This window comes from Methylobacter sp. BlB1 (assembly GCF_015476545.1).
Classification (GTDB): Bacteria; Pseudomonadota; Gammaproteobacteria; order Methylococcales; family Methylomonadaceae; genus Methylobacter.
Genome location: NZ_JADMKV010000067.1, coordinates 1 through 23,696, shown reverse-complemented (window position 1 = coordinate 23,696; position 23,696 = coordinate 1). Strand labels below are relative to the sequence as shown.

At 52.2% G+C, this 23,696-nt stretch carries 22 protein-coding genes; 4 read left to right on the top strand and 18 right to left on the bottom strand.

All coding sequences use genetic code 11. The features are described 5' to 3' along the window. Positions 1–189: 189 nt before the first annotated feature. From IT781_RS18710 to IT781_RS18670, 9 genes are all read right to left on the bottom strand, one after another. On the bottom strand, positions 190–606 hold the full coding sequence (locus IT781_RS18710) for a DUF6691 family protein (protein ID WP_194971698.1): 417 nt from the start codon (positions 604–606) through the stop codon (positions 190–192). Beyond that, positions 606–1,040 (bottom strand): YeeE/YedE family protein, encoded by a 435-nt coding sequence (locus IT781_RS18705; RefSeq protein WP_194971697.1) that lies wholly within the window; start codon positions 1,038–1,040, stop codon positions 606–608. Before IT781_RS18705 ends, IT781_RS18710 begins: the two co-directional genes overlap by 1 nt. A gap of 50 nt (positions 1,041–1,090) precedes the next feature. Then, complete coding sequence (locus IT781_RS18700; protein WP_194971696.1) at positions 1,091–1,384, bottom strand: hypothetical protein; 294 nt, start codon at positions 1,382–1,384, stop codon at positions 1,091–1,093. A 531-nt stretch (positions 1,385–1,915) separates the two neighbouring features. After that, positions 1,916–3,568 (bottom strand): choice-of-anchor X domain-containing protein, encoded by a 1,653-nt coding sequence (locus IT781_RS18695; RefSeq protein ID WP_194971695.1) that lies wholly within the window; start codon positions 3,566–3,568, stop codon positions 1,916–1,918. Continuing rightward, positions 3,565–5,139, bottom strand: coding sequence for a triacylglycerol lipase (locus IT781_RS18690; protein ID WP_194971694.1), 1,575 nt, complete (start codon positions 5,137–5,139; stop codon positions 3,565–3,567). The genes IT781_RS18695 and IT781_RS18690 overlap by 4 nt, the downstream gene beginning before the upstream one ends. A gap of 460 nt (positions 5,140–5,599) precedes the next feature. Next, a complete protein-coding gene (locus IT781_RS18685) occupies positions 5,600–5,740 on the bottom strand; it encodes a hypothetical protein (protein ID WP_228779270.1) in 141 nt (46 codons plus the stop codon). Positions 5,741–5,782: 42 nt separating this feature from the next. Further along, on the bottom strand, positions 5,783–6,895 hold the full coding sequence (locus IT781_RS18680; RefSeq protein ID WP_194971693.1) for an XdhC family protein: 1,113 nt from the start codon (positions 6,893–6,895) through the stop codon (positions 5,783–5,785). 52 nt (positions 6,896–6,947) lie between these two features. Then, complete coding sequence (locus IT781_RS18675) at positions 6,948–9,200, bottom strand: molybdopterin cofactor-binding domain-containing protein (RefSeq protein WP_194971692.1); 2,253 nt, start codon at positions 9,198–9,200, stop codon at positions 6,948–6,950. Beyond that, positions 9,197–9,670 (bottom strand): (2Fe-2S)-binding protein, encoded by a 474-nt coding sequence (locus IT781_RS18670; protein WP_194971691.1) that lies wholly within the window; start codon positions 9,668–9,670, stop codon positions 9,197–9,199. Before IT781_RS18670 ends, IT781_RS18675 begins: the two co-directional genes overlap by 4 nt. A 631-nt stretch (positions 9,671–10,301) precedes the next feature. Here IT781_RS18670 and IT781_RS18665 point away from each other — a divergent pair. After that, a complete protein-coding gene (locus IT781_RS18665) occupies positions 10,302–11,273 on the top strand; it encodes a histidine decarboxylase, pyruvoyl type (protein WP_194971690.1) in 972 nt (323 codons plus the stop codon). Between the two features lie 265 nt (positions 11,274–11,538). Here IT781_RS18665 and IT781_RS18660 read toward each other — a convergent pair whose 3' ends face one another. From IT781_RS18660 to IT781_RS22660, 9 genes are all read right to left on the bottom strand, one after another. Beyond that, complete coding sequence (locus tag IT781_RS18660; protein WP_194971689.1) at positions 11,539–12,174, bottom strand: hypothetical protein; 636 nt, start codon at positions 12,172–12,174, stop codon at positions 11,539–11,541. 4 nt (positions 12,175–12,178) lie between these two features. Beyond that, positions 12,179–12,880, bottom strand: a complete 702-nt coding sequence (locus IT781_RS18655; RefSeq protein WP_228779269.1) for a HupE/UreJ family protein — start codon at positions 12,878–12,880, stop codon at positions 12,179–12,181. A gap of 42 nt (positions 12,881–12,922) precedes the next feature. After that, positions 12,923–13,273, bottom strand: coding sequence for a DUF3147 family protein (locus tag IT781_RS18650; protein WP_194971688.1), 351 nt, complete (start codon positions 13,271–13,273; stop codon positions 12,923–12,925). Beyond that, the gene (locus IT781_RS18645; protein ID WP_194971687.1) at positions 13,270–16,383 is read right to left on the bottom strand and encodes an efflux RND transporter permease subunit; all 3,114 of its coding nucleotides are present in this window, start codon (positions 16,381–16,383) and stop codon (positions 13,270–13,272) included. The genes IT781_RS18650 and IT781_RS18645 overlap by 4 nt, the downstream gene beginning before the upstream one ends. Before the next feature lie 12 nt (positions 16,384–16,395). Continuing rightward, complete coding sequence (locus IT781_RS18640) at positions 16,396–18,000, bottom strand: efflux RND transporter periplasmic adaptor subunit (protein ID WP_194971686.1); 1,605 nt, start codon at positions 17,998–18,000, stop codon at positions 16,396–16,398. Next, a complete protein-coding gene (locus IT781_RS18635; RefSeq protein WP_194971685.1) occupies positions 17,997–19,283 on the bottom strand; it encodes a TolC family protein in 1,287 nt (428 codons plus the stop codon). The genes IT781_RS18640 and IT781_RS18635 overlap by 4 nt, the downstream gene beginning before the upstream one ends. Before the next feature lie 21 nt (positions 19,284–19,304). After that, entirely contained in the window at positions 19,305–20,270 is a 966-nt protein-coding gene (locus IT781_RS18630; RefSeq protein ID WP_194971684.1) for a M56 family metallopeptidase, read from the bottom strand. After that, complete coding sequence (locus IT781_RS18625) at positions 20,267–20,674, bottom strand: BlaI/MecI/CopY family transcriptional regulator (RefSeq protein ID WP_194971683.1); 408 nt, start codon at positions 20,672–20,674, stop codon at positions 20,267–20,269. The genes IT781_RS18630 and IT781_RS18625 overlap by 4 nt, the downstream gene beginning before the upstream one ends. Positions 20,675–21,121: 447 nt before the next feature. Then, positions 21,122–21,244: a hypothetical protein gene (locus IT781_RS22660; RefSeq protein ID WP_255528721.1), complete on the bottom strand. Its 123-nt coding sequence runs from the start codon at positions 21,242–21,244 to the stop codon at positions 21,122–21,124. 111 nt (positions 21,245–21,355) lie between these two features. Here IT781_RS22660 and IT781_RS18620 point away from each other — a divergent pair, with 111 nt between their 5' ends. From IT781_RS18620 to IT781_RS22490, 3 genes are all read left to right on the top strand, one after another. Then, the gene (locus IT781_RS18620; protein WP_228779268.1) at positions 21,356–22,108 is read left to right on the top strand and encodes a GntR family transcriptional regulator; all 753 of its coding nucleotides are present in this window, start codon (positions 21,356–21,358) and stop codon (positions 22,106–22,108) included. 117 nt (positions 22,109–22,225) lie between these two features. Then, a complete protein-coding gene (locus IT781_RS18615) occupies positions 22,226–23,470 on the top strand; it encodes a hypothetical protein (RefSeq protein ID WP_194971681.1) in 1,245 nt (414 codons plus the stop codon). A 3-nt stretch (positions 23,471–23,473) separates the two neighbouring features. Next, on the top strand, positions 23,474–23,696 hold a 223-nt coding region (locus IT781_RS22490; RefSeq protein ID WP_228779267.1), incomplete at its 3' end, for a hypothetical protein.

Here is a 23,696-nt window from a genome sequence, read left to right as displayed (position 1 = left end):
GCAGCGCCCCTGCGGGCTGTTCTCGCCGAAAGCTGCGGTGCTCGGCGCGGCAAACGGGAAAGGGTGCCTATCTTAACCTCAGTTAAACAGGACTTATGCCAGCCTGTTGAGTTAAGTTTCATAGCTTGGGTTACGTGCCAACCGTAACCCAACATCAAGACCAAACTGGATTCCTTAACGCGCAGCCAGTTATTTGGGACGATGCAGACGCTGAAAAAGCCCCATGCCCGCGAACATGGCGGCCGTGAAGACATAGATTTCAATCCGGCCATAACTCAGCGCGGCAATGGCAGGCCCCGGGCAGATGCCGGACAAGCCCCAGCCTATGCCGAATAACGCCGCACCGGTTAAAAGCCGGACATCGATGCGCGCCTTTTTCGGCTCGTTGAAACTTGATGCCAGTATCGGTGCAGTCCGGCGCCGGGCCAGACGTTGCATCAAGGCCAGGGTCGTCAGCGCGCCGGCCATGACCAGCGCCAGACTTGGATCCCAGTGCCCGGCGACATCAAGAAAGCCGAGCACCTTCTCCGGATTGGTCATCTGTGCCAGCGTCAGGCCCAGACCGAACAGCGTTCCGCAAAACAATGCCGAGAGATAGCCGCCCATCACCAACTCCCTGCACCAGGCCAGTGGCGCACGATATACACTGTAACGGCGGCAACGATCATGAATGTCAATGTCGCCGCGACAGAGCGAGGCGACAGGCGCGTCAGTCCGCAGATGCCATGGCCACTGGTACAGCCATTGCCAAGACCGGTTCCGTAGCCTACCAGCAAGCCCGCGATCGACAGCACCGCCAATGACGGACTGATATGAAGGCTTGCCGTTTCGTCGCCGACTGCCCTGAACATTAAAGGGCCCAGCAGCAAGCCGGCAAGAAAGCAAAGACGCCAGCCGATATCGCGGCCGCGGGACGAAAACAATCCGCCCGTAATGCCCGAAATGCCGGCAACGCGTCCGTTGAAAAGCCACAAAAGACCGGCGGAGAGACCTATCAGCCCGCCGCCGGCCAGCGCCGAGTAAGGGGTAAAGTTTTCCATACGCTGCCTTTGAGTAACGAGTGAAAGTGCTAGATTAGAACCACCGCGGCCTAGCCGGCAGGAACGATAGTCGATGGATTTTCGGGCCGGCTATCTGCTTGGGATTCAGCCGATTGGCGCTGCTGAAGAAGCCGGGCGTCATGGAGTATTGTTCCTTGGCTGATTATTCGCGGCGCGGACTGAAAACTTCGGCTTCCAGGTCTGGCGGCAAAGGCCATAGCCTTGCTGCTCGTGTCATTGCCGTGGGTGAAGAAATGGCCGCTTGCCGCTTCCGATAAGCCCGGCACGCCTGCCATAGCCGCTATGGCGATGCCCAGCAGATAATATTTTTCCAGTGAATCCATAAATGCCCCCTTTTATTCAGTGCCGAATTCATTCTCGTTCAGTACGCATCTGGCCTGTCCAGGCTCGAACTGTGATCAGAGAGCACAGTTTATTAGAGTTTTTTTATTCAATAAAACGATCTAAATAGATAAATATATTTAATTAATAGATATATGATTCTGTATGGCGTAACGTTATTAATGTATGCATTCATGTAAATCGGATGCGGCCTTAAGGCTCAGTTGCCGCCCGTTGCGCCCATTTAGTTGGGTATGAATGCCGGCCATAATGGACAACGCGATGTTTCAGCGCCGATATCCAGACCGACCGGCCCGGATACCCGGTTGCTTATACGCGAACTGAATTGAAAGACGAAACCCTGCAGATACAATTATCTAGTCAGCGGTAAAGCCAGGTTTCTGCAAAGCTCCTGTCTTACATAAAAGGAGACGTACTTGTAGATTGGATTGAGGGTTGGAAACCCAGCTTCCATTATTTCGATAAGCTGGGTTTCTTCCTCAATCAAGCCGATTGATTATAGAAGCTTGATTTCATTTATCGCCGCTCCAGCCCTCAGCAGGGGGGCAGGAGCCTGATCTTTCGATCGCTTTTGCTCGCTGATACAATCCTTCCAGTTGTTTTTCAGCGACATCCGGATGTTTATTAGCAATTGCTTGAATTAATTTTAATTTTGCAAGTAATTGATAACCTTGCTTTTCACACAAGCCGTTAGCAATTCTGATAACCTCGTTTTCCATGCTGGAATTACAACCTATAAATTGGCTGCAAGAATAGGCGCTGGTTTCTCCTACTAAAGCAACTAGCTGAGCAAGTTGGGCGCTGGTATTAAAATTTGGATAAATTAAAAAATTAGTCAATTTATAAGGACCATCTTTGCCGCTTCCGCCAATATTGCTTCCCATAAATTGGAGTTTAACAGTATTTATTCCTGCATTCAGACTGAGTTGGCTGATTCCCGTGCTCCCTATCAAGGTATTATCACTGGTCGAACGCAAGTCAGCAGAAATACCGTAATTACCTGAAACCAGGGTATCAATTGAAACATCAATCTCTAATTTATCAAATAATCCATCCGCATCAGAATCAATTCCTCGATCGCCGACAATGTCTTTAACAATTAAAGGATCGCGCTCGAAATGACTGATATCAATATTCAGTTCACCCAGATCGTTCCATACCCCTAAAACTTTGGGGCCCTTCCAGATATTGAGCGAAGAAACATGCCAAGGCTGAGCACTTAATGTTTTTAATTTTTTTACATCAAAAGTGACACTTAGAGGCGTTTCTGGCTGATTAATCAAGGAAGTTTCCGTAACACTCGTACCTGAAGCGTCTTTAATCTCAGCAGTAACTGAATAAGTCCCCGGCAAGCGAGGTTGCAATTCCTCAAACGTTAGAACGACGTTATTAATTAAACTGTTATTGTCAGAATCGACTAACTTGACATTGAATTGGCCTGAAACAGAAACATCTTTTTCTGATACTGAGAAAGCCTCGTAAACGCGTCCTCGATGGTTGTTCCAGTCGGCGTCGATCACCGTCTTATAATCGCCGGTTTTATCAAGATTAGTAAGTGTCGTGTAAACGCCATCGCCCGCTGAAAGGTCAGGTGCTTGACCATCATCTTTTAGCGTTAATTGACGTACGGTCGTTTCCATTGAATCTAATACACCAACGTTTATAGTGGCTCCCGTTGCTGGGAAGCCGGCATAATACAGTATTACTGAAAACGGTATTTCTGTATTAGGTGTTATAGGCTGTGAAGGATTTCCAATGATTGCTCTATACTGCAAACTTGGATCCTCCAAGACAGAAAATCCTGCTTTTTCTTGATCCCGGGCTTTTACTGTAAATGCAAAAGTGCCTGTGATCGCAGAATCTGAACCAATTGTAATTAAGGATTCATTGTTAATATCGCTTGTATCAATTGACCAATTAATACCGTAGTTACTGGCATTGTTTTCATTAATTAATGTGCCATTAGGTAATGTCAAAATAATATCACTGCTATTTGCTCCGGTTACGAAAGCAGAAAAGCTGTTATTTGATATTAAAAATTGTTCGCTAATGGAACCATTCTTTTCGGTTTGAAAAACCTGAGCCATTGGGATAAGGGGTAATGCCTGGCTTGTTATACTTACAGTAGCAACAATTAACCCGCTAATATACGAAAATATTTTCATTTTAGAGCCCCCCATCCAAGTGCGTTTTTACCTTGTGAAATTGCTTCATCTTGTGATTGTTTATCAATTACAGTTCCGTGGTTTTTTCCATTAGCTCCGGTTAGAGATATTGTACTTATTATGCCTAGTGCTCCATGAGCGCTTTCAATGGTAACCATAGTATCGTTGGGATTCGGGCCGTTGCCCATATACTGCACATCAGGGACATAAACTATTCCATTGGGAGTCGGTATCATCGTATAGTCGATGGTAAGCTCGTCATAGTTATATAACATTTTGTACAGTTTGTTTCCCAAACTTAACCAGGGGATCTGATTATTTGCAAGTTCAGAAGCATTTAAATCGCCAGAATTATCCCAATCAGCATCGCTTCCAATAGCGCCGAATTTTGCTCCATTAAGCTGATTCAATGCGGGGTTAGCTATTTTCCAGGTTTCAACTTTTAACTCGCATAAATCTTGAACAAAACTGGATAGGCTGGCGATGGAAGGGAGATAGTCGGCCGCCAGTGAACCTTTATGAGGGGCGCCGTGAGTCAACAAACTTTGCACTTTAATATTTTCATATACAGGCGCACCATCCATCTCACTGACTTTAACCGGATAATCCTGTTCGGAAAGTTTTTTTAATACCATTCGGCCATCTAATCCTCCCATGGAATGGCCAACCAAATGTATATCAGCCGTTCCGATTAACTCGCCATCTTCCGTAATTTGTTTGATGAATTCATCAGCATGGCCGGAAACAGCATCTAAAACTAATGGATCACATGAAAATGATGAGGAAGCAAGACCATGCTCGATAACCTTAGAATATAGCCCTAAAGTTGATTTTATATTATCAGTATAACCCGAGTTTGTAAGTGCTTTTGGACTTCCGAATAGGCCCGTCATTAAATATATGGGTTGAGATGCATCATATTTAATACCTATCCAATCAACAGAAGTCGCCCATACCTGGCAACCTGTACCTCCCTTGGAAAGCACTACATCTTTATTTCCTGCATCAATAACTATATTGATTTCATTATAAGCAACCTCGCCGGGAGCTGATGGAAATTTAACTTTTTCAATAGGTACAACAAAAGAATCATTAAATTTCCAGAGGTTATTATCCCCATCCAAAGTACCTATTAACTCACCATTAAAATAAACTTCATCAATTTCTGGCTGAAGATTATCTACAGTTCCATCACCATCGCAATCAAATGTCGGATATGTGTAAGCATCGACATCGTAGGCTGGTATATATATTTTTGCCGTACTAGAAACGACACCTTTGGAGACCGCTGTAGCTAAATCTCCTACATAACGGTTAATCGGTAATTTAATTGTTATTTGATAGGTGCGACTATCACGGAACATATAATTATCTAATATCCCACCTTGACGGTCAGATATAACGAATTCTCCATTTGGTTCAGCAATATCATCGTAACTGACAGGGGAGGATCCTGAATGGCTAGGATAATTATTTACAGCGTTTGCATTTACTTGAATAATAAAAAGTGAAAATAGTAAAGCACAGTGCTTTAAAAATGCACTATTCGGTATAGAAAAAAGAAATTTCATGTTTACTCCATAATCATAAAATATTAAATAAATACGTGATATTATTGAGCTTTTTTATTACCTATCTCCTTTGGTTTAAAATTATTTGTTAAAAACTATAAGAAAGAAAAACCTAACATTAAAAGTGGGCGGCATTAGCCTTTGTGGCTTGACTTCAGATAGTATTAAGGATTAGCTGGATGGGCTACGGGGCAGGTCACCTAGGAGCGCGATAACGAAATGAACCTAACACTTTTCCTACTTTTATAGACTGATAGCTGAAGTTAGGATTGTATTATTGTAGCGTTACAGAATCATGAATATAAAAATTAAAACTTAATCCATTCTGGACAGGACTTACTAATTAAAGGTATTAATATCTTCAGAGGAGAGCTTGGAACGATAAGGGTTTATAGGTTTTTATTATAATCGTGAAAAATGCGCCTCGGCACATCCAATGGACTGACGAAATCCGACCAATTTAAAAAAGTCGGAGAATCAAAAGATCAAATCTCTGAAAGACTGAGATGACGCGTTCGTTCAAAATTGAGCGAGCATTCAGAATCGTGCGCTCCAGCAAGGAACGGTTGCCCCATGCGAATAATTGCTTGAGGCTGCCCATGCGGCTGGATGCGCCGGCGCCAGAACAATGGCGTAGACGTTATCAATGTATGCATTCATGGCAATCGGATGCGGCCTTAAGGCTCAGTTGCCGCCCACTACGCCCATTCAGTTCGGCATGAATGCCGGCCATAATGGACAGAGCGATTTCATCCGGCGTTTCAGCGCCGATATCCAAACCGACCGGCCCGAATACCCGGTTGCTTATACGCGTAGCGTCGCTGCCCAGGCTTTGCAGCAGTCTGTCCTTGCGATGTGAGGGACCTAACAGCCCGATAAACGGGATGTCAGAGTACATGATCGACTTGAGGTAACGCTCATCGTATTCGATGTTATGCGTCATCAATACTAATGCATTGAACTGATTCAATTCCAGACTGTTGTTCAGATCCTGCGGCATGAGGTGAAGCAGGTCGTCGGCCTGAGGAAAACGCTCTTTTTTGATATGGCCGGGCCGGTGATCAACCACTGAGACGCGCCAGCCAAGCGACTTGGCACATTGCACGAGGGGAATGGCATCGGCGCCGGCGCCCAATACCAGCAATCGCAATGGCGGCTGGAGCGGATCGTAAAATGCCCCAATGACCTGATTGTTGATTACATGCGATTCGACGCGCGATTTTTGCTGCAATAAAGTTTGCAAAGTCGGTGCCATGAAAGGAGAAGGCGTCGTGGTCAACAGCTGCCGGTTGCCTGAACCCAGCAGAAAGAAACTATGGCCGACCGGAAAGCCGGGATGCTCGGATTTATAGATGCTGACCAGAACGCTGGGTATATCGGCTTCGGCGGCATCGGCAATGACATTCAGCGGGCTGAAATCATATTTCGCCTTCAACAACTGCAGCAAAATCCTGACCGCGCCGTTGCAGCCCAGTCCCAGTCCCCAGACTACGTCATCCGGAGAGCGCATATCATAAAAAACCGTCTTGGCTTCGCCAGTCTCGAAAACCGACTGCGCCTGCTCGATCAGATCCCGCTCGAAACAGCCGCCGCCCAGCAAACCGATCAATTTGCCTTGTTGGGTTATTAACATGCGCGCACCGGCTTTTTGATAAGTCGAACCGAAAGTTTCAACGATGGTAGCCAGTACGCTGTCTTCGGCCTGCTGCTTCAGCTGTCGGTAGGCATTGATCAGGTGATTGATTCTATTGGCCATGACTTATCCGGGGCTGTTTCCAACGGTGAATTCATCGATGATTTTATGCATGCTAACTCCAGCTCAGATCGGTTCGCAGCAAGGGCAGTTGGCGCACGCGTATGCCGGTGGCGGCGAAGATCGCGTTGCATACGGCCGGGGCCAAGGGCGGCAGGGCCGGTTCGCCGAGACCGGTCACCGGATGGTCGGTCTTGAGAAAATGCACGTCCACCCGCGTCGGGGCATTGTCGATGCGGATCATCGGATAATCGCCGAAATTGCTCTGTACGATGCGGCCCTTCTCGATATTCAGTTCCTGGAACATCAGCGCGCCGAGACCGTCGACCACCGATCCCTGCACCTGATTTTCCGCGCCGCTGAGATTGACGATTTGCGCGCCGATGTCGGTTGAAACCACGACGCGGTCAACTTTGAGTTTGCCATCTTTGGACACGGTGACCTCGGCGACCTGCGCGATATAGCCGCGATGGCTGAAATGGAAGGCAATGCCCTGGCCCTGCCCGCGCGGAAAGGTTTTCTTGCCCCACTCGGCTTTTTCCGCCACATGCCGCAACACGTGCTTCATGCGGTCGACATCGTAGGGAATGCCTTGCTTGCCGGTACCCAGGAGGAAGCCCTTGTCGCCCAGGATTTCCAGGCGAAATGCCAGCGGGTCACGGCCGGCCGCATGCGCCAGCTCGTCGATAAAGCTGTGAAACACCCAGGCCAGTACGTTGCTGCGCGGTGCGCGCCAGGGACCCATCGGAATGCCGCATTCCAGCGGCGTCTGCTCCAGGAGGCAGTTTTCCACCCAGCGTCCGGGAAACTCGTCGCCGGACAGGTTGGCGCCGCTGCCGGGTTCCAATGACGGCTTGCCGTCCACAACGACCGGGTGGGCGAACGTCACAAAATGGTTGTGCCAGGCGATCAGCTTGCCCTTGCCGTCGAGGCCGCCGCGCAGGAAATGGAAGCCGCCGGCGCGATACTGGTCGTGGCGCAGATCGTCCTCGCGCGTCCAGGTCAGCTTGACCGGCGCCGCCACGCGCCGGGCGATGGCCGCCGCTTCGATAATATAGTCGGGTATCAGGCGCCGCCCGAAACCGCCGCCGCTGCGGGTAATGTGCAGCGTGATTTGGTCTTTGGGGATGCCCAGTGTCTGCGAGACAATTTTCTGGCCGGCTTCGGGATTTTGCGTGGGCGCCCAGATTTCAATCGCCCCGTCCTTGTACCAGGCAGTGCAATTCTGCGGTTCTATGCTGGCGTGCGAGATGAAGGGATAACTGTAAGCTGCTTCGACCGTTCTATCGGCTTTCTCTAGCGCCGCCTTGGCGTCGCCGTCATTGCGCAGAACCTCCGCGCCGGGCTGCCTGGACAGTTCCTGAGCCTTGGCGGCAAAACCCGCCCAGCTTTCCGCCGCCACCTTGCCTTCATCCCAGACAACCTTCAGATGTTTGCGGGCACTGAAGGCCTCCCAGGTCGAGTCGGCGACGATGGCCACGCCGGGCAGCAGGCCTTTGAGATCGGCGCCGCCTTCGATAATGAAGGCATCGCGCACGCCGGGCAGCGACTTGATCTCGTCCAGATTGGCGCTGACGACCTTGCCGCCGAAAGCCGGCGATTTCTCGTAGACCGCATAAAGCAGGCCCGGCAGCTGGACGTCGATGCCGAACAAGGGTTTGCCGGTCACAATGGCCGGATTGTCGACGCCGCCGATGCGCGTGCCGAGCAGCTTGTAATTTTCCGGGGATTTCAATCGGACCGATTCGGCGGCGGGAACCGGCAGGTCGGCGGCCGTGGCGACCAGTTGACCATAGCCAAGCTTGCGGCCGGTGGCCGGATGATGAACGGCGCCGTCCCGGGCGATGAGTTCCGATGCGGGAAGCACCCAGATCCGCGCGGCCGCTTCGACGAGCATGGTGCGCGCGGTCGCGCCGAGCCGGTGGAACTCCTCGTAATTGGTCGGCGTCGAGCGTGAGCCGCCGGCATTCTGGCTGCCGTAAGCGGGGTCGAGGTCGCCCTGGATGATGAGAACATCCTGCCAGTTGACCTCCAGTTCTTCGGCGATGATCATGGGCAAGGAGGTCTTGATACCCTGGCCGATCTCAGGCTGCTTGCTGATCAGCGTCACCGCGCCGCTCGGAGCGATGCGGATGAAGGCATTGGGCCTGAACGCCTCCTGTTCAGTGAGGGCGGACGGCTTGGCGACCAGATTTGCCGCGCTGTAGGCCGTATTCAGATAAGAGCCGAGGATCAGGCCGCCGCCGGCCAGCGCGGATTTGCGCAGAAAGTCGCGGCGGCCGGCATTTTCAAGAAGATCTGTACTCATACTGACTCCTTGCCGGCGATTTCAGCCGCGCGATGGATGCCTGCGCGAATACGCAGATAAGTGCCGCAACGGCACAGATTGCCGGCCAGAGCGGCGTCAATATCCTGGTCCGATGGATGCGGATTTTTTTTCAGCAGCGCGGCGGCGGTCATGATCTGGCCGGCCTGGCAATAACCGCATTGCGGCACATCGAGCTCCTGCCAGGCCTGCTGCAAGGGATGCTTGCCGTCCGAGGCTAGCCCTTCAATCGTGGTGATCCGGTTTTTTCCGACGCTGGAGACAGGGATCAGGCAGGCTCGGGTAGGCACGCCGTCGATATGCACGGTACAGGCGCCGCACTGGCCGATGCCGCAGCCGAACTTGGCGCCGACCAGATTGAGATGATCACGCAGCACCCATAACAGAGGGGTGTCAGAGGCAACGTCCACGGTTCTCGGCTCGCCGTTGACGTTGAGTGTGTATTTGCTCATAGGAAATGGATTCGCTTATTAGATCGAGGGAAAAAAGTTATCCGCGTAGCTCCATTACTTACCGGAGGGATGGTCAAGGTAAAAACCTCAAACTTTCACCTGTTCCTGCCGATCGGATAAAGACAATACGGTGGTTCCATTTGACAAACGCAAAATTCATACCGGATAAGGACGAGCAGACATTAACGTCTAGATGCACCGCCGATTTTTGAACCGATGTTATGCGGTAAATTGATTTCTCACAGCTGGTCGGGGCGTGTTGCCTCGTCCGAGAAGTTTGGCATTGGCCGTGCTCCGTTTGGCTCAGAAATCGTGGAAACGTTAGGGACGGGATTGCAATCCGGTTTTGGCATTGATGGCCTGTTGCTGAATAAACAGTGGAGCAACAGCTCCTGTTTATCAGGCAGCATTATAGCTAGCCTGTCTCTTTCCTTTTCAAGCAAGGGCAAATACAGAATTAGGAAAAAAACTGTACGTTAGCCTTGCCCGATGGCATTGTCCTGGCGGTCTAGTGTAAGCGTTGAAAATTTTATGCATTTTGATTCGGGCTGGACCATTTCCGATCTTGGCAGCGGCTTTTTACCGTGCTAGTGTCATGCTGACCTGTCTTCGTTATTCGAGGAGATTGCTGATGAAAAGCCGTTTGTCTTTATTCGCCATTGCGGCTGCGGTAATGTTTGCCTTTTGCCCAGTTGTAACCCAATCAGAGCAAAGCTCCACTGTTTCAGAAAAAAACGCTGATGCAGCTTCACTATCTGAAATAGTCAGGAGCGCGGTGGGGCCTTTTGAGCATTATTGCGATGGCTACGGCAATCCTGGCGCCAATGGAACTGGATATGTTTCAGTCATAACGCTGCATGTTGGCAAAGTACCCAAGACCTTGAAGTTAGCCGGGCAAAATGGCGAGGGATTGGACGGTACGGCCGTCTTCGATACGGCGGAGGCTTCGGAAGCCTATATCGGGCAGATCAATCTGATCGTTGCCTCATCTTTTTCTGGGCTTAACGGTGTTATATGGGGTTATGACATCGCCAAGGCCGATGAACTGGCCCGTTCGCCCAGAGCACCTCTGTTTACCCTGAAGCAGGGCCAGGCTGAAATCCCTGCCTATGCCATGGAGCCGCTCCTTGATGCGGGAAAAAGGCTATTTGGAACCCGTGAAGAAAAGCGCTTCCCCATGCTGCCAGGAGCCCATATTACGGCTGCCCATAAGGAAATTATCGTTGCCGGCCCCACAACGGCCTGGTGCGGGCTTGCCCTCGGCATCGCCAAGGATCGCAGTCGTGATGCCAATCTGTTCATGGAGTTATGCGGTGAGCTAAAGCCGAAAAGCTATGGGAAAAAGAAATACTTCAGGCAGGTTCTGCGCAAACTTGCCGATAGCGTGTTGCTGGTCGGCAAGAATCAGGGCGTGAGCTATAAGGAAATATTTGTGGGTATCAAACATGAGTTTATCCCTTCAGGCTATGTGGGCGCGGCGCTGGCTACCGCTCCTTATGTCGTCTTGGCAAAGAACGCGATTCCGCAGATAGGGCCGCAAGCCTTGCTGGATATGACTATCAGCGATTGGGAGAATGAACGAAAAATGCTGTTTTTGAAATAACAGTGACGCATTGATCGTTCACGGACGAAGGCATAAAAGCTCAATACCAGACACACCCTAGCCGAGGCTTGCTGTCAGCATCAGGTGTGCCCCACTTCATAGGTCTTCAGGTCTACAGCAACCTCAGCTATCATGTGCGCTATCGCCATATTCGATTCAGGCAATCTAAGAAACAAAAATCGGCAAGCTAGAGATGTGCCAGAGATTCCATTCTGCCTCCTGAACCATGAATAAGCCCGAACTGCGCAGTGATAGTCGCACACCATTACATAATGCCTAAAATCCGGTAAGAACCTTTGGTATTCAGAATGATTGTTACCGGCGATGAGGTTTTGTTTTCCCAATACCAGCCGTGAGGGCCTTCGAAAGGGGCCGTTAAAGTACCGTTGGATTGGTTATCGGTGCTCTCTTTAAAGCTTTTGAAGTATCCGGTCTTATCACCCAGGGGTTCGCCGTGAAAATCAAAATAGAGCTTGGCCCCGTCGGTCGCCCAGGAATACTCCAGGGAGGCGCCTTTCACCAGATGGAATTTATATTCCAGACCCTCGCCGGCGGGCACCCGTATTTTGACCGAATCCTGCCACTGGGGTTGGGGCTGCTTTTGCGTGGTTTCAGTCGAGCCGGCAGCGGGCTTGACGGCCTGTTTCTGGTCCTGACCGCTTGTTTCAGCCACTTGCTGCGGCAGCGTCGGACAAGTGATGGCGAGCGGCTGGCTGGTGGCTTTAGTCTGCATCGATGATAAAGCGGTTAAGCCCATCATTTTACCTAAGCCGGTGGGGTCAATGCCGTATTCGGCAGGCAGCACAGCCGTTATTAAGATAGCGCTGGCCAATACCGTGGCAGAAGCCGTGGCGGTGAACAGCGATTTCAGTGAGGGAAGAGAAGGATTAATGTCATTCATGAGTTTATACGTTAATTAAATAACCGGTTAACTGGTAGCCGAACAGAATCAGGCCGCCTGTCATCAACAGCGTATTGGTCGCGGTCGAAAAAGCATAAAAACTTCTGTGCCTGCGCCAGAAATCGAGTGCAATCAGGATAAACAGCAACGCCACAAACTGGCCTATCTCCACCCCGACATTGAAGGCCAACAGATTTTTCCATAACCCCTCTTGAGGCAAGGAAAAGTCCTGCAATTTGGTGGCCAGGCCAAAGCCATGAAACAAGCCGAATACCATCACGGCGAGTTTGGTGTTCGGCTGAAAGCCGAACAAACGGCGAAAACCGCCCAGGTTATCGAAGCCTTTGTAGACCACGGAAAGCCCAATGATGGCATCGATCAGAAACGGATTGACTGTCACGTTGCTCAGCACGCCGAACAACAGCGTCACGCTATGTCCCAAGGTGAACAGGCTGACATACAGCAGCACATCCCGGGTGCGGAACAGAAAGAAAATCACGCCAAGCAGAAACAGTAAATGGTCATATCCTGTGACCATGTGCTTGGCGCCGATATACAGAAACGGCCCGATAGCGACGCCCTGGTTGGCCAGCAAAAAATGCTTGGTATTGGCATCGACGCCATGCGCCAGAACGCTGGGACTCAGCAGAAATAACAGGAACGGCAAGCCCATAAGCCAGGCGGACCGTCGTATTGTAGGTATCATTGTTTAAAAAGCCTCTTGCAAGTGAGTGGAATAAGGTTATAGCTACAGTTTGACGCCACAGTACTTCAGGATAAGGACTATGATGAAATAACAGCCGGCCGTCGCCGATAGGGAAAACCCCATGCTCAGATAAAAATTAAGCCCACTCTTTAACAATAAAGGCAAGCTGACGAAGAAAACCAGGGAAGGAATGACCAGCCAAAAAATCCCGGATGCCAGATCCGCAACTTTCCCGGCATCCTGGGTATCGATGTACAGCCAGAACATCGCCAGCACGGAGGTGAGCGGCAGCGAGGCCAGCAAGGCGCCGATCAATGAACTGCGTTTCGATAGCTCGGCTATCGCCACGACCAACAGGCTGGTAATGACCACTTTGATGATCGTATAGATCATTTGGTGTCACCGTTATTGATGAATGCCTTCCGCATTGAACCGAAGCGTAAGTACAACGCGGGGATCACCAGCATGTTAAGGGCGGTCGAGGTCAATAGACCGAACAGAATCACAATAGCCATCGGCGCCTGAATTTCACTGCCGGGCTCTCCGCCTGCCAACGCTAGAGGGATCAGCGCAATGCCGGTCGCTAAGGCCGTCATCAGGATAGGCGACAAACGTTCCATAGCACCTTGCTTAACGGCCCGGTATAAATCACGGAGGCCTTCTTCTTGCACCAGATGGTGAATATGGCTGATCATCATGACGCCGTTGCGGGTCGCGATGCCAAACAGGGTGATAAAGCCGATAATGGAGGCGACAGACAATACGCCGCCGGACACATAAATGCCGATCACGCCGCCGATCAGCGCCAGCGGCAAATTCAACATCACCAGTAAAGCGTCGCCCGCCGAACGAAAGGCGACAAACAGCAGCAGGAAAATGCCCACGATGACGATAAAACCGATAACAGATAAGGTTCGGGTGGCTTGCTCGGCGCTTTCAAACTGCCCCCCGTATTCAACATGATAGCCGCTGGGCAGACTGACGTTTTGTTCGATGCCGGCACGGATATCCTTGACCACGCCGGCCAGGTCGCGTTCGGCGACATTGGCCATGACCACAATCTTGCGCTGCGTATTTTCACGACTGATGGTGTTCGGGCCGCGCGTTTTACGGATGTCGGCCAAGGCATGTAAAGGCAGTTGGGCGCCGGAAGCGGTCATGATGAGTGTGGAACGAATGATGTCTAAATCTTCCGGGGCACCGGCGCCGTAACGCACGACCAGATCAAAACTGCCGACATCTTCCATGATTCTGGAGACGGCCTGACCGGCAAAAGCCGTTTCGATCGCTGCCGATACGGTATCGATCGTCAGCCCATAGCGAGCCATCGCTTTTCTGTCGAATTTGACATCCAGGAATGGCACATCCGCGGGATTGTCTATCGATACATCTACCGCTCCACGCACTTTGGCCGTAAGATTCTTGATCTGGTTAGCCAATCGCCGCAGTTCGACCAGGTCCTGGCCAAAGATCTTGATGGCGATATTAGCGCGCGTGCCGGACAGCATGTGATCGATACGATGGGAAATCGGCTGGCCAATGACAATCGCCATGCCGGGAACGGCGGTCAAAGACGTTCTTAATGCGGACAGAAATTCGTCTTTGCTGCGGTCCTGCATCTTCAAGCTGACATCGATTTCCGAAGCGAACACCTGCTGCGCATGCGGATCCAGTTCCGCACGCCCGGTGCGCCGGGCTGTCGAGACCACTTCCGGCTGTTGTAAAATGATTTCTTCCACACGTTGCGCGAGCTGGTCCGATTGCTGCAAGGATGTCCCCGGCAGAGTGATCGCGCTAATGGTCAAGCTGCCTTCGTTGAACTCCGGCAAAAAAGCCCGTCCTGAAAGTGCCAAGGCCAGTAAAGCCACGGTCAGGCCAGCCGCTGAAAGCATACTGATCAGTTTCCACTGTTTCAGGGTGCGCTCCAGCAAGAACAGATACTGTTGTTTCAGCCAAATCACCAAACGGCCCTCTTTATCCTCGCGAATGGCACGGGACGCCGGTAACAGGAGGCTGCAGAGCGCCGGGGTGACCGTTACCGCGACCAGCAACGAGGCGGCGATGGCCACGATATAGGCAAACCCTAACGGCTGTAATAAACGGCCTTCTATGCCACTGAGAAAAAACAGCGGTAAAAAGACCAGAATGATAATCAAGGTAGCGAAGACGATCGAACCTAGAATTTCATGGCTCGCGTTGAACACCAGGGCAGTCACCGGGCGGCGCTCGGCTTCCGGCAAGCGGCTGTTTTCCCGCATGCGCCTGACCGTATTTTCGACGACAATGATGGCGTCATCGACTAAAGCGCCCAACGCGATAGCCAAACCGCCCAGGGTCATGGTATTAATGGTCGCCCCCATGGCTTTCATGGCCAGAATCGCGGCGATCATGGACAGCGGAATGGCCAGCAAGGTGATTAACGTCGCCTGTCCACTCATCAGGAACACAAAGATAATCAGAACCACCAGAATTGCGCCATCCCGTAGCGCATCGAGTAAATTATCGACTGAAACGGCGATAAAATCGGCTTGCCTGAAGATATTGGCATCCAGCACCATGCCTTTCGGCAAGGAACTTTGAATATTCGCCAGTACCTCGTCCAGGCGTTGGGTGAGTTCCAGGGTGTTCACGCCCGGCTGTTTCAGCACGCCCAGGATGACCGCCGGTTTGCCGTTGTGCGAGCCGGTACCGCGTTTGAGCGCGGCACCTATCTTTATGTCGGCAACATGCCGGACCAGCACAGGCTGACCGTTGCGCTCGGCGACGACAATTTCATTGATGTCATCCAGGTGGCGAATCCTGCCGATACCCTGAATTAAATACTCCTGGCCTGAAACCGTGTAAAAGCCGGCAGACGCATTGCGATTACTGTCCCGGACGGCGTTGACTATGTCAGCTAAAGTGAGCTGATAGGCGGCTAGACGCTCGGGTTTAACCTGAACCTGGTATTGTTTGGTATCCCCGCCTATCGGAATCACTTCCGCAACGCCCGGGACCGACAGCAGCCGTCGTCTGACGGTCCAGTCCGCTGTGGTCTTCAGCGTCAGGCTGTCATGCTGATCCGACTGTAGCGCTATAAACAAGATCTCGCCCATCACGGAGGCAATCGGCGCCAGTACCGGGCTGGCGATATTGGGCGGCAGACTGCCGCGTGCCAGCTGCAATTTTTCGGCGACAATCTGGCGGGCTTGGTAAATATCGGTGTTCCAGTCAAATTCGACGATAACCACGGCCAGGCCCACATCGGAGTTGGAGCGCACGCGGCGTACCCCGGTTGCGCCGTTTAGAGCGGTTTCGATAGGGAAGGTAATCAGCCGTTCGACTTCGCTGGGCGCCATGCCGTGCGCCTCGCTGATGACCGTGACGGTGGGCGCCGTCAGATCCGGCAAGACATCCACAGCCATGCGCTGGGTTTCGTAGACACCCCACAGCAACAGCAGAGCAGAACCGACCAGCACAAACAGGCGATTTTTTAATGACCAGGCAATGGCTTGGGCAATCATGGCCGGCAACCTCTAGTGCGCATGGCCGTGAGCGCCTAATTGCGCTGGCGATGAGGCGGCCAGAAAGACCAGGTAGGCGCCTTTCGTCACGACGCGCTCGCCTTCGTTCACGCCGCTGAGTACCTGCACGAAGCCACGGTCCCTGAGGCCTAAACGCAACACCCGGCGCTGGAACGACTCGCCGCCTGACTGCACGAAAACCACGTCCTGGCCGTTATCATCGATGAGCGCCGCTTCCGGCACGGCAATCGAGGTTATTTTCTCGCCGATATAGATACGTGTCTGCGCCAATGAGCCGACCGATATTTGTCGCTGTGGATTTTGGAACTCGACCACCAGCGGCACCGTGCGTGTGACCGGATCGATCACTCGACCGGAAGAAATGAGTTTGCCGTTTTCGCCTAATTGAATCTGGAATTCGCTGGTGAAGCCGTCCACTTTCGCCGCGCCCGTTCCCGACGGGCTTGCGGCATACACACCATCCCTGGCGATAAAACTGACACGTTCCGGCGTTTTCAATTGTGCCATATCGGCTTCGGCAATCCTCGCTTCCAGCCATAAGGTATCCGCATCGATGATGTGGAACAGTTTCTCGCCTTCCTCGACATAGCTGCCTGAAGCCACAGTCACCTGCGCCAAGATGCCGCTGATCGGTGCATAAACAGGTACGCCGGAAGCGCGTCCAACCGCTTGCCTGCGCGTCTGCTCCAGGCGTTTTTCAGCGGCATTCAACTCGGCGCCCGTGACTTTAGCTCTGCTTTGCGCTTCGATAACCCGGCGCTTGGCGACCGCTTCGGCTTCAAACAGCTGTTGCAGACGGTTCAGTTCACTGCGGGCCAGCTGGTCTGCCGCGCGGGCTTTTTGAACGTCGAGTTCCAGTTGAGCCATATCACTGGTGCCGCTGAGGCGTGCCGCCAAGGAGGCTAATATCTGTCCCTGCTGCACGGGCATGCCGACTTTCGGCAACGCGACAGCGGGCGTCAGTAAGTGTCCGCTGGTCGGGGCACTGACAGTGGCTTCGTTTCCGGCGGAAGCTTTTAGGACGCCCAGCGCCCGAACCGATTGTTGCAGCTCATGCTGGCCAATGACTTCGGTGGCAAAATCGATTTTCCATTGTTGTTCTTTAAGGAAGGGAATATCGCCGCTGTCTTCTTCTTGTTCAGCGCCTGCGGCGGCAAGAGCCGCCGCGAGATCCGGATAAACCGGCACTTCGCCTAATGCATGGCGGACCGTAAAGGCCTTCGAGGCCAATTCGACAGTGAGCTGGCGCTGGCCCGCATAGCGAGGCTCCGCTTTTACGACAAAGATGCCCGGCACCGAAGGCGAATCGGTTGAGAATCGTTCCGTAGGCTGATCTTTACTGCTCAAAATGACCGTGACCGTGCCTTCTGCGACAGGCTGGAAATCGCTGAGCCTGGAAAAATGCGCCGCAAACAGGGAGGCCTGCCCGACCGTTAAGGCCCGGAACTCGACAAACAGCTCGGTTTTATCACTGTAATGGGTGAAATCATAGGCTTTAGGCTTTGGGGCTTGATTGCCAGTGCCCGTATTCTGTTCGGTACAAGCTGACAGCAGTATCAGGGCAAGAAAAATAAGACGTTTTATTACATCATTCATGGGGTGATTCCGGCGGCGGTCAATCGGTCCAGTTCAATACTTGCATTGCGGGCCTTGTGCATAAGGTCTAATCTGTCCAGGTCATAGGTTTGCCGTTCGCGGTAGGCGTCCAGTAACTCAAAAATCCCGATTTCACCGGCCTGATAAGAAATGTTGGCGATAGTGATGAGTTCGTCCGAGACGGCTTGCCCTTGTTGTTCGAAGGTCTGCACCGCTTGTAGCAGGCCCGTCAACTCTTGCCACGAGCCGCGAATGTCGCCATACGTTTTTTGATGCGCCAGACGGTATTCGCTGTCGGCCTTTTGCGCCTGCGCATGACAGCGCATCCGTTCGGCGTCATTCTGGCTCCACAGCGGCAACGGCACATCAACGTTGACCAGCAAAGCGGTGTCGGAATAATTGGTGGCGTCAAACGTTTTGGCACCAACGCCGAGATTGAATTTGGGAATTTTCCAACGCTCGGCCGCTTCGGCATTTAAATCGAGGGCGGATTTTTGTTTGGCAAGGCCTTGCAAAGCGGGGTTCTGTTCCAGCTCTGCCAGAAACCGGTCTAAGGCGACCGGTGCCGCTGGCAAGAGTTCGCCTGAGACGCTGGCTTCGTAGTCGGCCGTGTCATGGTTCTCCCACAAAGCGTTCAGTTGCTCCCAGCTGCGACGTAGCGCTGCTTGTTCGGCTTGTTGCTGCGTAATCGCAGAAGCAGATTCGCGCTGCAAGCGTTTTAAATCGTAACCGGAGACATCGCCGGCGGAAGTCCGTTCGCGGATGATCCGCTCCAGTTCGGCGAGGCGTTGCGTCCAGGCGTTAATAGCCTGCAAGCGCTGTTGCTGATGCAACACGTCAAAAAACCGCTGGCGGGTTTCGGCTTTGAACAAAGCCAGACGCGATTGCGTCGTGGCGGCGGCGGACTGTAGACGCAATTTAGCCGCCGACTGCCGCAAGCCACGCCGCCCGCTCAAGTCGACGCTCTGCGTGATCATATAGGATTGCTCGGTTGCATTTTGATCCCGCAGGTGAGGAGCGTCCAGCGCATAGGAAAAGGTCGGGTTATCCCAGTGCGAGAATTCCTCAACATCGCTTTGCGCTTCATTGATAGTGCCTTCGATCCAGTTTTGCACATTCGCTTGTTGCAGCACCTTTTCTACCGTCTGGGCTTCGGTTAAAGGCGGAGCCGCTTGCGCATGCGCCGGCAGAAAAAGCACGAACGCTGTCAGGAATAAAGGCTTCAGCGCATAAAACCGACCGTTAGTCGGTATTCTAGGCAGCCGTCTTTTAAATCGAGCCATCTTATTGGTCGCTCATGAGGATTAGAGTAAATGATGCAGCGGCATGGTTATTGCCAGCATGCTGCTGAAAAGGACGATAAAAAACAGCGCGGTGAAAAACACCTGGCAGCGGTTTACCGGCTTAGGCGGCTCCAGCAGTTGTTGAATCCTGACATCGATATGGCTGCCGTTAAAAGCGATGACACCTATATCCTGTTCCGGAATCCGCGTGTTTAATTGGCGGGCCAAGTTAACAATGGTTTCCGCCACGAAAAGCCGATCCCCGACCTTTTGGGCCGCAGCCTCATCGCAGATCTGTTCCTGCGCCAACGCCAGATCAGCCAGCAAATGCCGACGCAGCGCGGGAAAATGAAACAAGGCTGCCAGATTCAGCAATAAGCGACGCAAGACATCGCGTCGCCGGCAATGGGCTTGTTCATGCGCCAGCACTACATCCAACTGTTTTGCCGATAATTGCTCCATCAGCTGTGAGGAAATGAAAGCGCAGGGCGTAAACAGGCCACAAGAGAAAACAAAAACATGCTCACTGGCAATGCGAAAAACACCGGCTTTATGATCCGGTTGACCGACCAGCCGAAGTGTTGCTTGGAAATGCCGATGCTTGGCCAGTAACTTGATACCTTTATAGACATTGAATAGTGTAACCATCGCCAGCAGACTGCTCCCGCCCAGCCATAACGCATCGGACAGATGGACGATAGGGTCAAACCAGCACAGATGCGCTATGCCATTGGTGTGACTGGCGCAATGTTCAGTCGCTATTTCGTGACTGTCTGTCCAGGAAGGCAGTAATCCGGCGAAAGCCAATAACAATCCGATCAAAGCGGGACTGAGCAACCATAGCGTCACTAGGTTCGACCGGGTACGGCAAGGCAGCTGGGTCAGCCTGTTCCTAAACCAGGAATATAAGGGCGCCGACAACACGGCCACTAAGCTTGCAAAAAAGAGCAGGGCCAGAAATCCTGACTGGAGTAAATGCAGGGTCATGATGCGCTTTCAGTATCGCGCTTTAAGCGATATTCGTTAATCAGTTGCTCAAGCCTGTCTAGATGAGACTCGTCAGTATGGGCGGCAATATCGACGAAAGCGGCCAACATGCCGTCCGTGTTTTCTTTGGAGATGGTTTTGACAACATCCTTGATCATGCGGCCCATGAGTTCGTCACGGCTGACGACGGCATGATAAACATAAGCATGACTGATTTTTTGACGCGTCAGCAGTCTCTTCTTGAATAAGCGTTCGAGCGTCGATTGAATGGTATTGTGAGAAATGCCGCGTGCTTTTCCTAACGCGTTATAAACGCCTTTCGCATCAAAGTCGCCATTGGACCATAGATGCTCAAGAACCGCCATTTCCAGATCGCCTAGATAAGGACGTTTTAAACCGTGCATGAAAAAATCAACTCGCGAGTGGCTTAGATACTGAATAAAAGGTGAGTTTAAGCACCAATAAACCGACTGTCAATCGGTGTTTAATGAGCATCATCTGTTAAGCCCAGGTGGAATCAGTAGCGATTGCAGGGATTACGCATTAAAACTATTTTCTGCTGACACTGGCTTTTTTGTGCATCCGAAAAGTAGATGAGCCATATAGTCATTGTTCCAACCTGTGTTTTGGCGCTGTCCACGCAGGCTGAATTGGTTGCTCGTATCGTTCCTGACGATATTGAGCGCCATCTTGCCCTCACTGGGTTGGGAGCACATCAATTTAACCGGAGATTACGTCTGGCGGCAAAGCCGAAAGATTGCAGCCGGAAAATTCTAGCCCCTACGCAGCGATGAAAAACCTTAGCCACTATTTTTTCCGAATTCTGCAATTACCCCAAGCAAATTAAATCGCTATGTGCCATTGCGGACGCTGTTGATTTTCGGGCAGCCAATCAACAGCGGATGCTGATAATCCAGCAGAGCCAATAGCAAGCCCGCCGGCTGCGCCATGCTCGCCTGACGCTTTGTGTTCATAAAAAATTCTATCTTATCAATGAGATAGCAATATTTAGTGGCTCTTGTCCAAACTTGGCATCGGTTTTGCGTTAACCGTGCAAGTAATAACCTGTAATGACGAGTTCTATCATGACGATACCTATCATGCCGCCCAACAATTCCGCCCAGCAGGCGCCGGGGCCACTGTACGCGCGCATCCGTGACGAACTGCGGGCTGATATCGTTGACGGCACCTACCAGCCTCACCAGCGGCTGCCGTCGGAAAGCGATCTGATCGGCCGCTACGGCGTCAGCCGCATCACCGTGCGTCAGGCCTTGGGGGAACTGGAGAAAGAAGGGCTGCTTTTCAAAGTGGTCGGCAAGGGCATGTTCGTTTCCAAGCCCAAACCGTTTCAATCGCTGGCGCGCCTTCAGGGTTTTGCGGAAGCGATGTCGCAGCAGGGACACGAAATCTACAACCGTCTGATCAGCCTGAAATTCCTGCCCGCCAGCGCGAAAGTGGCGCAGCAGCTCGGCCTGGAGGAAGGCAGTCTGGTAACGGAACTGAGGCGGGTGCGCCATCTCAACCGGGAGCCGGTGTCGTTCGACATTACTTATCTGAGCGTCAGCATCGGGGAACGGCTCGCCAAAGAGGACCTGACTACCCGCGATCTTTTCCTGATCCAGGAGAACGATTACGGCATTCCACTTGGCTATGCCGATTTGACTATCGACGCGGTGCTGGCCGATGCGGAGCTAGCCGGGTTACTGCAGGTCACCGAGGATTCGCCGATTCTGCGCATCGAGCGGCTCACCCACAACAGTGACGGCATTCCGCTGGATTTCGAATACCTGTACTGTCGGGCGGACAACTTTCAATTCCGGCTAAGAGTCGCGAGATGACAAGCACGGCATGGCTCATGGCTGGCAGGATTGCGGGCCGGTTAAAAATCTGAAATTAAAAAATAAATAAAACTGACTGGACAACCGGAGGTTAATTAAAACAAGGGGAATTTAATTGTGATTGTTTTTGAATCTGCGGCTAAAGAGCCCGTAACGGTGCCATTATCCGACTCTTCAAGCCATCAGGAAGGTTTCAGCCGGAGCATAGGAGTGGAGCGCGACAGTTGCCCGAGCACAAACGGCTTTTCATCGGCATTGGCCAAGAGCATGGTTCTTGCATCTTTATGGGGTGTTCAGCCTGATGCCTATGCCGACAACATGGATTCGCCTTACTTGAAACTTGGAAAAATCGATACCTTTTACGACCGCAAGGACAATGGTGATTTTCAGGTCAACAGCTTTCTCTGGTCGCCTGTTTTTAAAGGCGGTTACGGGATCATAGCGCCTGAGAACGGCGGACAGGACACGCATTATTTTGGCGGCTATGCACGCCCGTTGCTGACGCATCCGGAACTGGGGGATGCATTTCTGGGCGCGCAGGAAGTGCTCGTCGGCGACAGCAGCCAGACCGAGGTACAGGGTGAATACCGGCTGCCTTCCGGCCTGGGTTTTGGCGGTGGTTTCGTCGACCGGGAATTCAGCGACCAGGACATTCAGTTTGCCAAGGTCTCTTATAAAAATCAGTGGCAGGGCATCAGGTACATTCTGTCGACGCAATGGCAGAATTTTCAGGGACAGGATTATCCCGGCGGGTATGTCGCACTGTACAACACAGAGCTGATGGCCTCATGGGGAAGCGACGGCGAACAATGGCGAAGCTCCTTCGGTTACGTTATGCCGGACCACGGACAGCTGCTGCGCCCCGCACTCGAGGTTTTGTATATCGACAACACCATTGGCAAGGTTGATGGCTCTAAGGACCTGATGATAAGCGGCAGCCTGGGTTTCCGTAACGGCTTTTTAAGTCATGAAGCGCGCCTGGGGCGGGCCATGGGGCCGACCGGCATGGAGTTTACCAATCCCTTGGGTTATTTAAACCCTACGTTTAACAGGCGTCTGAATACCTGGGAGCTCGGCGAGCTGGTCGATTTTCGCTACATCAACAAAGCGCTGCCTAATAATCGCCGGGAAGAAACGCTGGAGGCGGTTGTCTTTCCGGGCCAATTGCTGGGACATGACAGTTTGCTGAGTTCTTTATTCGTTGGCGCCGGCGTGACCAGTCCGAACCCCGGAGAAAACGGCGTCAGCGGCCTGTTGGGTTATGCCGGGCGCATTAAGCATGTGGGCTCAAACCTTCGCCTCCAGCATGATTTTGACCGGGACGATACGTCGCTCTATTTCGGTTTGATTTATTGGTTGTAACTGATGTCACGCACGGACGATTTTATCCCGTTTGCCGCGCCGAGCACCGCAGTTTTCGGCGAGAACAGCCCGCAGGGGCGCTGCATGGATGCAGCGCGTTGCCAGAGGGTCAAGGATGGCCCTTCTGGCAACCCTCGTCGAAAGCGAGGAGCGCAGGAGATAAGCGGCAATCGGGCGGCCTTTCTTTTGGTTCCTTTTCTTTGGCCGCGCAAAGAAAAGGAACTCG

Coding starts and splice junctions, on each gene's coding strand:
- IT781_RS18640 (WP_194971686.1), bottom strand. CDS start 18,000: ATGAATGATGTAATAAAACGTCTTATTTTTCTTGCCCTGATACTGCTG.
- IT781_RS18635 (WP_194971685.1), bottom strand. CDS start 19,283: ATGGCTCGATTTAAAAGACGGCTGCCTAGAATACCGACTAACGGTCGG.
- IT781_RS18675 (WP_194971692.1), bottom strand. CDS start 9,200: ATGAGTACAGATCTTCTTGAAAATGCCGGCCGCCGCGACTTTCTGCGC.
- IT781_RS18625 (WP_194971683.1), bottom strand. CDS start 20,674: ATGCACGGTTTAAAACGTCCTTATCTAGGCGATCTGGAAATGGCGGTT.
- IT781_RS18700 (WP_194971696.1), bottom strand. CDS start 1,384: ATGGATTCACTGGAAAAATATTATCTGCTGGGCATCGCCATAGCGGCT.
- IT781_RS18685 (WP_228779270.1), bottom strand. CDS start 5,740: ATGGGCAGCCTCAAGCAATTATTCGCATGGGGCAACCGTTCCTTGCTG.
- IT781_RS18655 (WP_228779269.1), bottom strand. CDS start 12,880: ATGATACCTACAATACGACGGTCCGCCTGGCTTATGGGCTTGCCGTTC.
- IT781_RS18660 (WP_194971689.1), bottom strand. CDS start 12,174: ATGAATGACATTAATCCTTCTCTTCCCTCACTGAAATCGCTGTTCACC.
- IT781_RS18620 (WP_228779268.1), top strand. CDS start 21,356: ATGACGATACCTATCATGCCGCCCAACAATTCCGCCCAGCAGGCGCCG.
- IT781_RS18710 (WP_194971698.1), bottom strand. CDS start 606: ATGGGCGGCTATCTCTCGGCATTGTTTTGCGGAACGCTGTTCGGTCTG.
- IT781_RS18670 (WP_194971691.1), bottom strand. CDS start 9,670: ATGAGCAAATACACACTCAACGTCAACGGCGAGCCGAGAACCGTGGAC.
- IT781_RS18665 (WP_194971690.1), top strand. CDS start 10,302: ATGAAAAGCCGTTTGTCTTTATTCGCCATTGCGGCTGCGGTAATGTTT.
- IT781_RS18690 (WP_194971694.1), bottom strand. CDS start 5,139: ATGAAATTTCTTTTTTCTATACCGAATAGTGCATTTTTAAAGCACTGT.
- IT781_RS18630 (WP_194971684.1), bottom strand. CDS start 20,270: ATGACCCTGCATTTACTCCAGTCAGGATTTCTGGCCCTGCTCTTTTTT.
- IT781_RS18695 (WP_194971695.1), bottom strand. CDS start 3,568: ATGAAAATATTTTCGTATATTAGCGGGTTAATTGTTGCTACTGTAAGT.
- IT781_RS18705 (WP_194971697.1), bottom strand. CDS start 1,040: ATGGAAAACTTTACCCCTTACTCGGCGCTGGCCGGCGGCGGGCTGATA.
- IT781_RS22660 (WP_255528721.1), bottom strand. CDS start 21,244: ATGAACACAAAGCGTCAGGCGAGCATGGCGCAGCCGGCGGGCTTGCTA.
- IT781_RS18680 (WP_194971693.1), bottom strand. CDS start 6,895: ATGGCCAATAGAATCAATCACCTGATCAATGCCTACCGACAGCTGAAG.
- IT781_RS18650 (WP_194971688.1), bottom strand. CDS start 13,273: ATGATCTATACGATCATCAAAGTGGTCATTACCAGCCTGTTGGTCGTG.
- IT781_RS18645 (WP_194971687.1), bottom strand. CDS start 16,383: ATGATTGCCCAAGCCATTGCCTGGTCATTAAAAAATCGCCTGTTTGTG.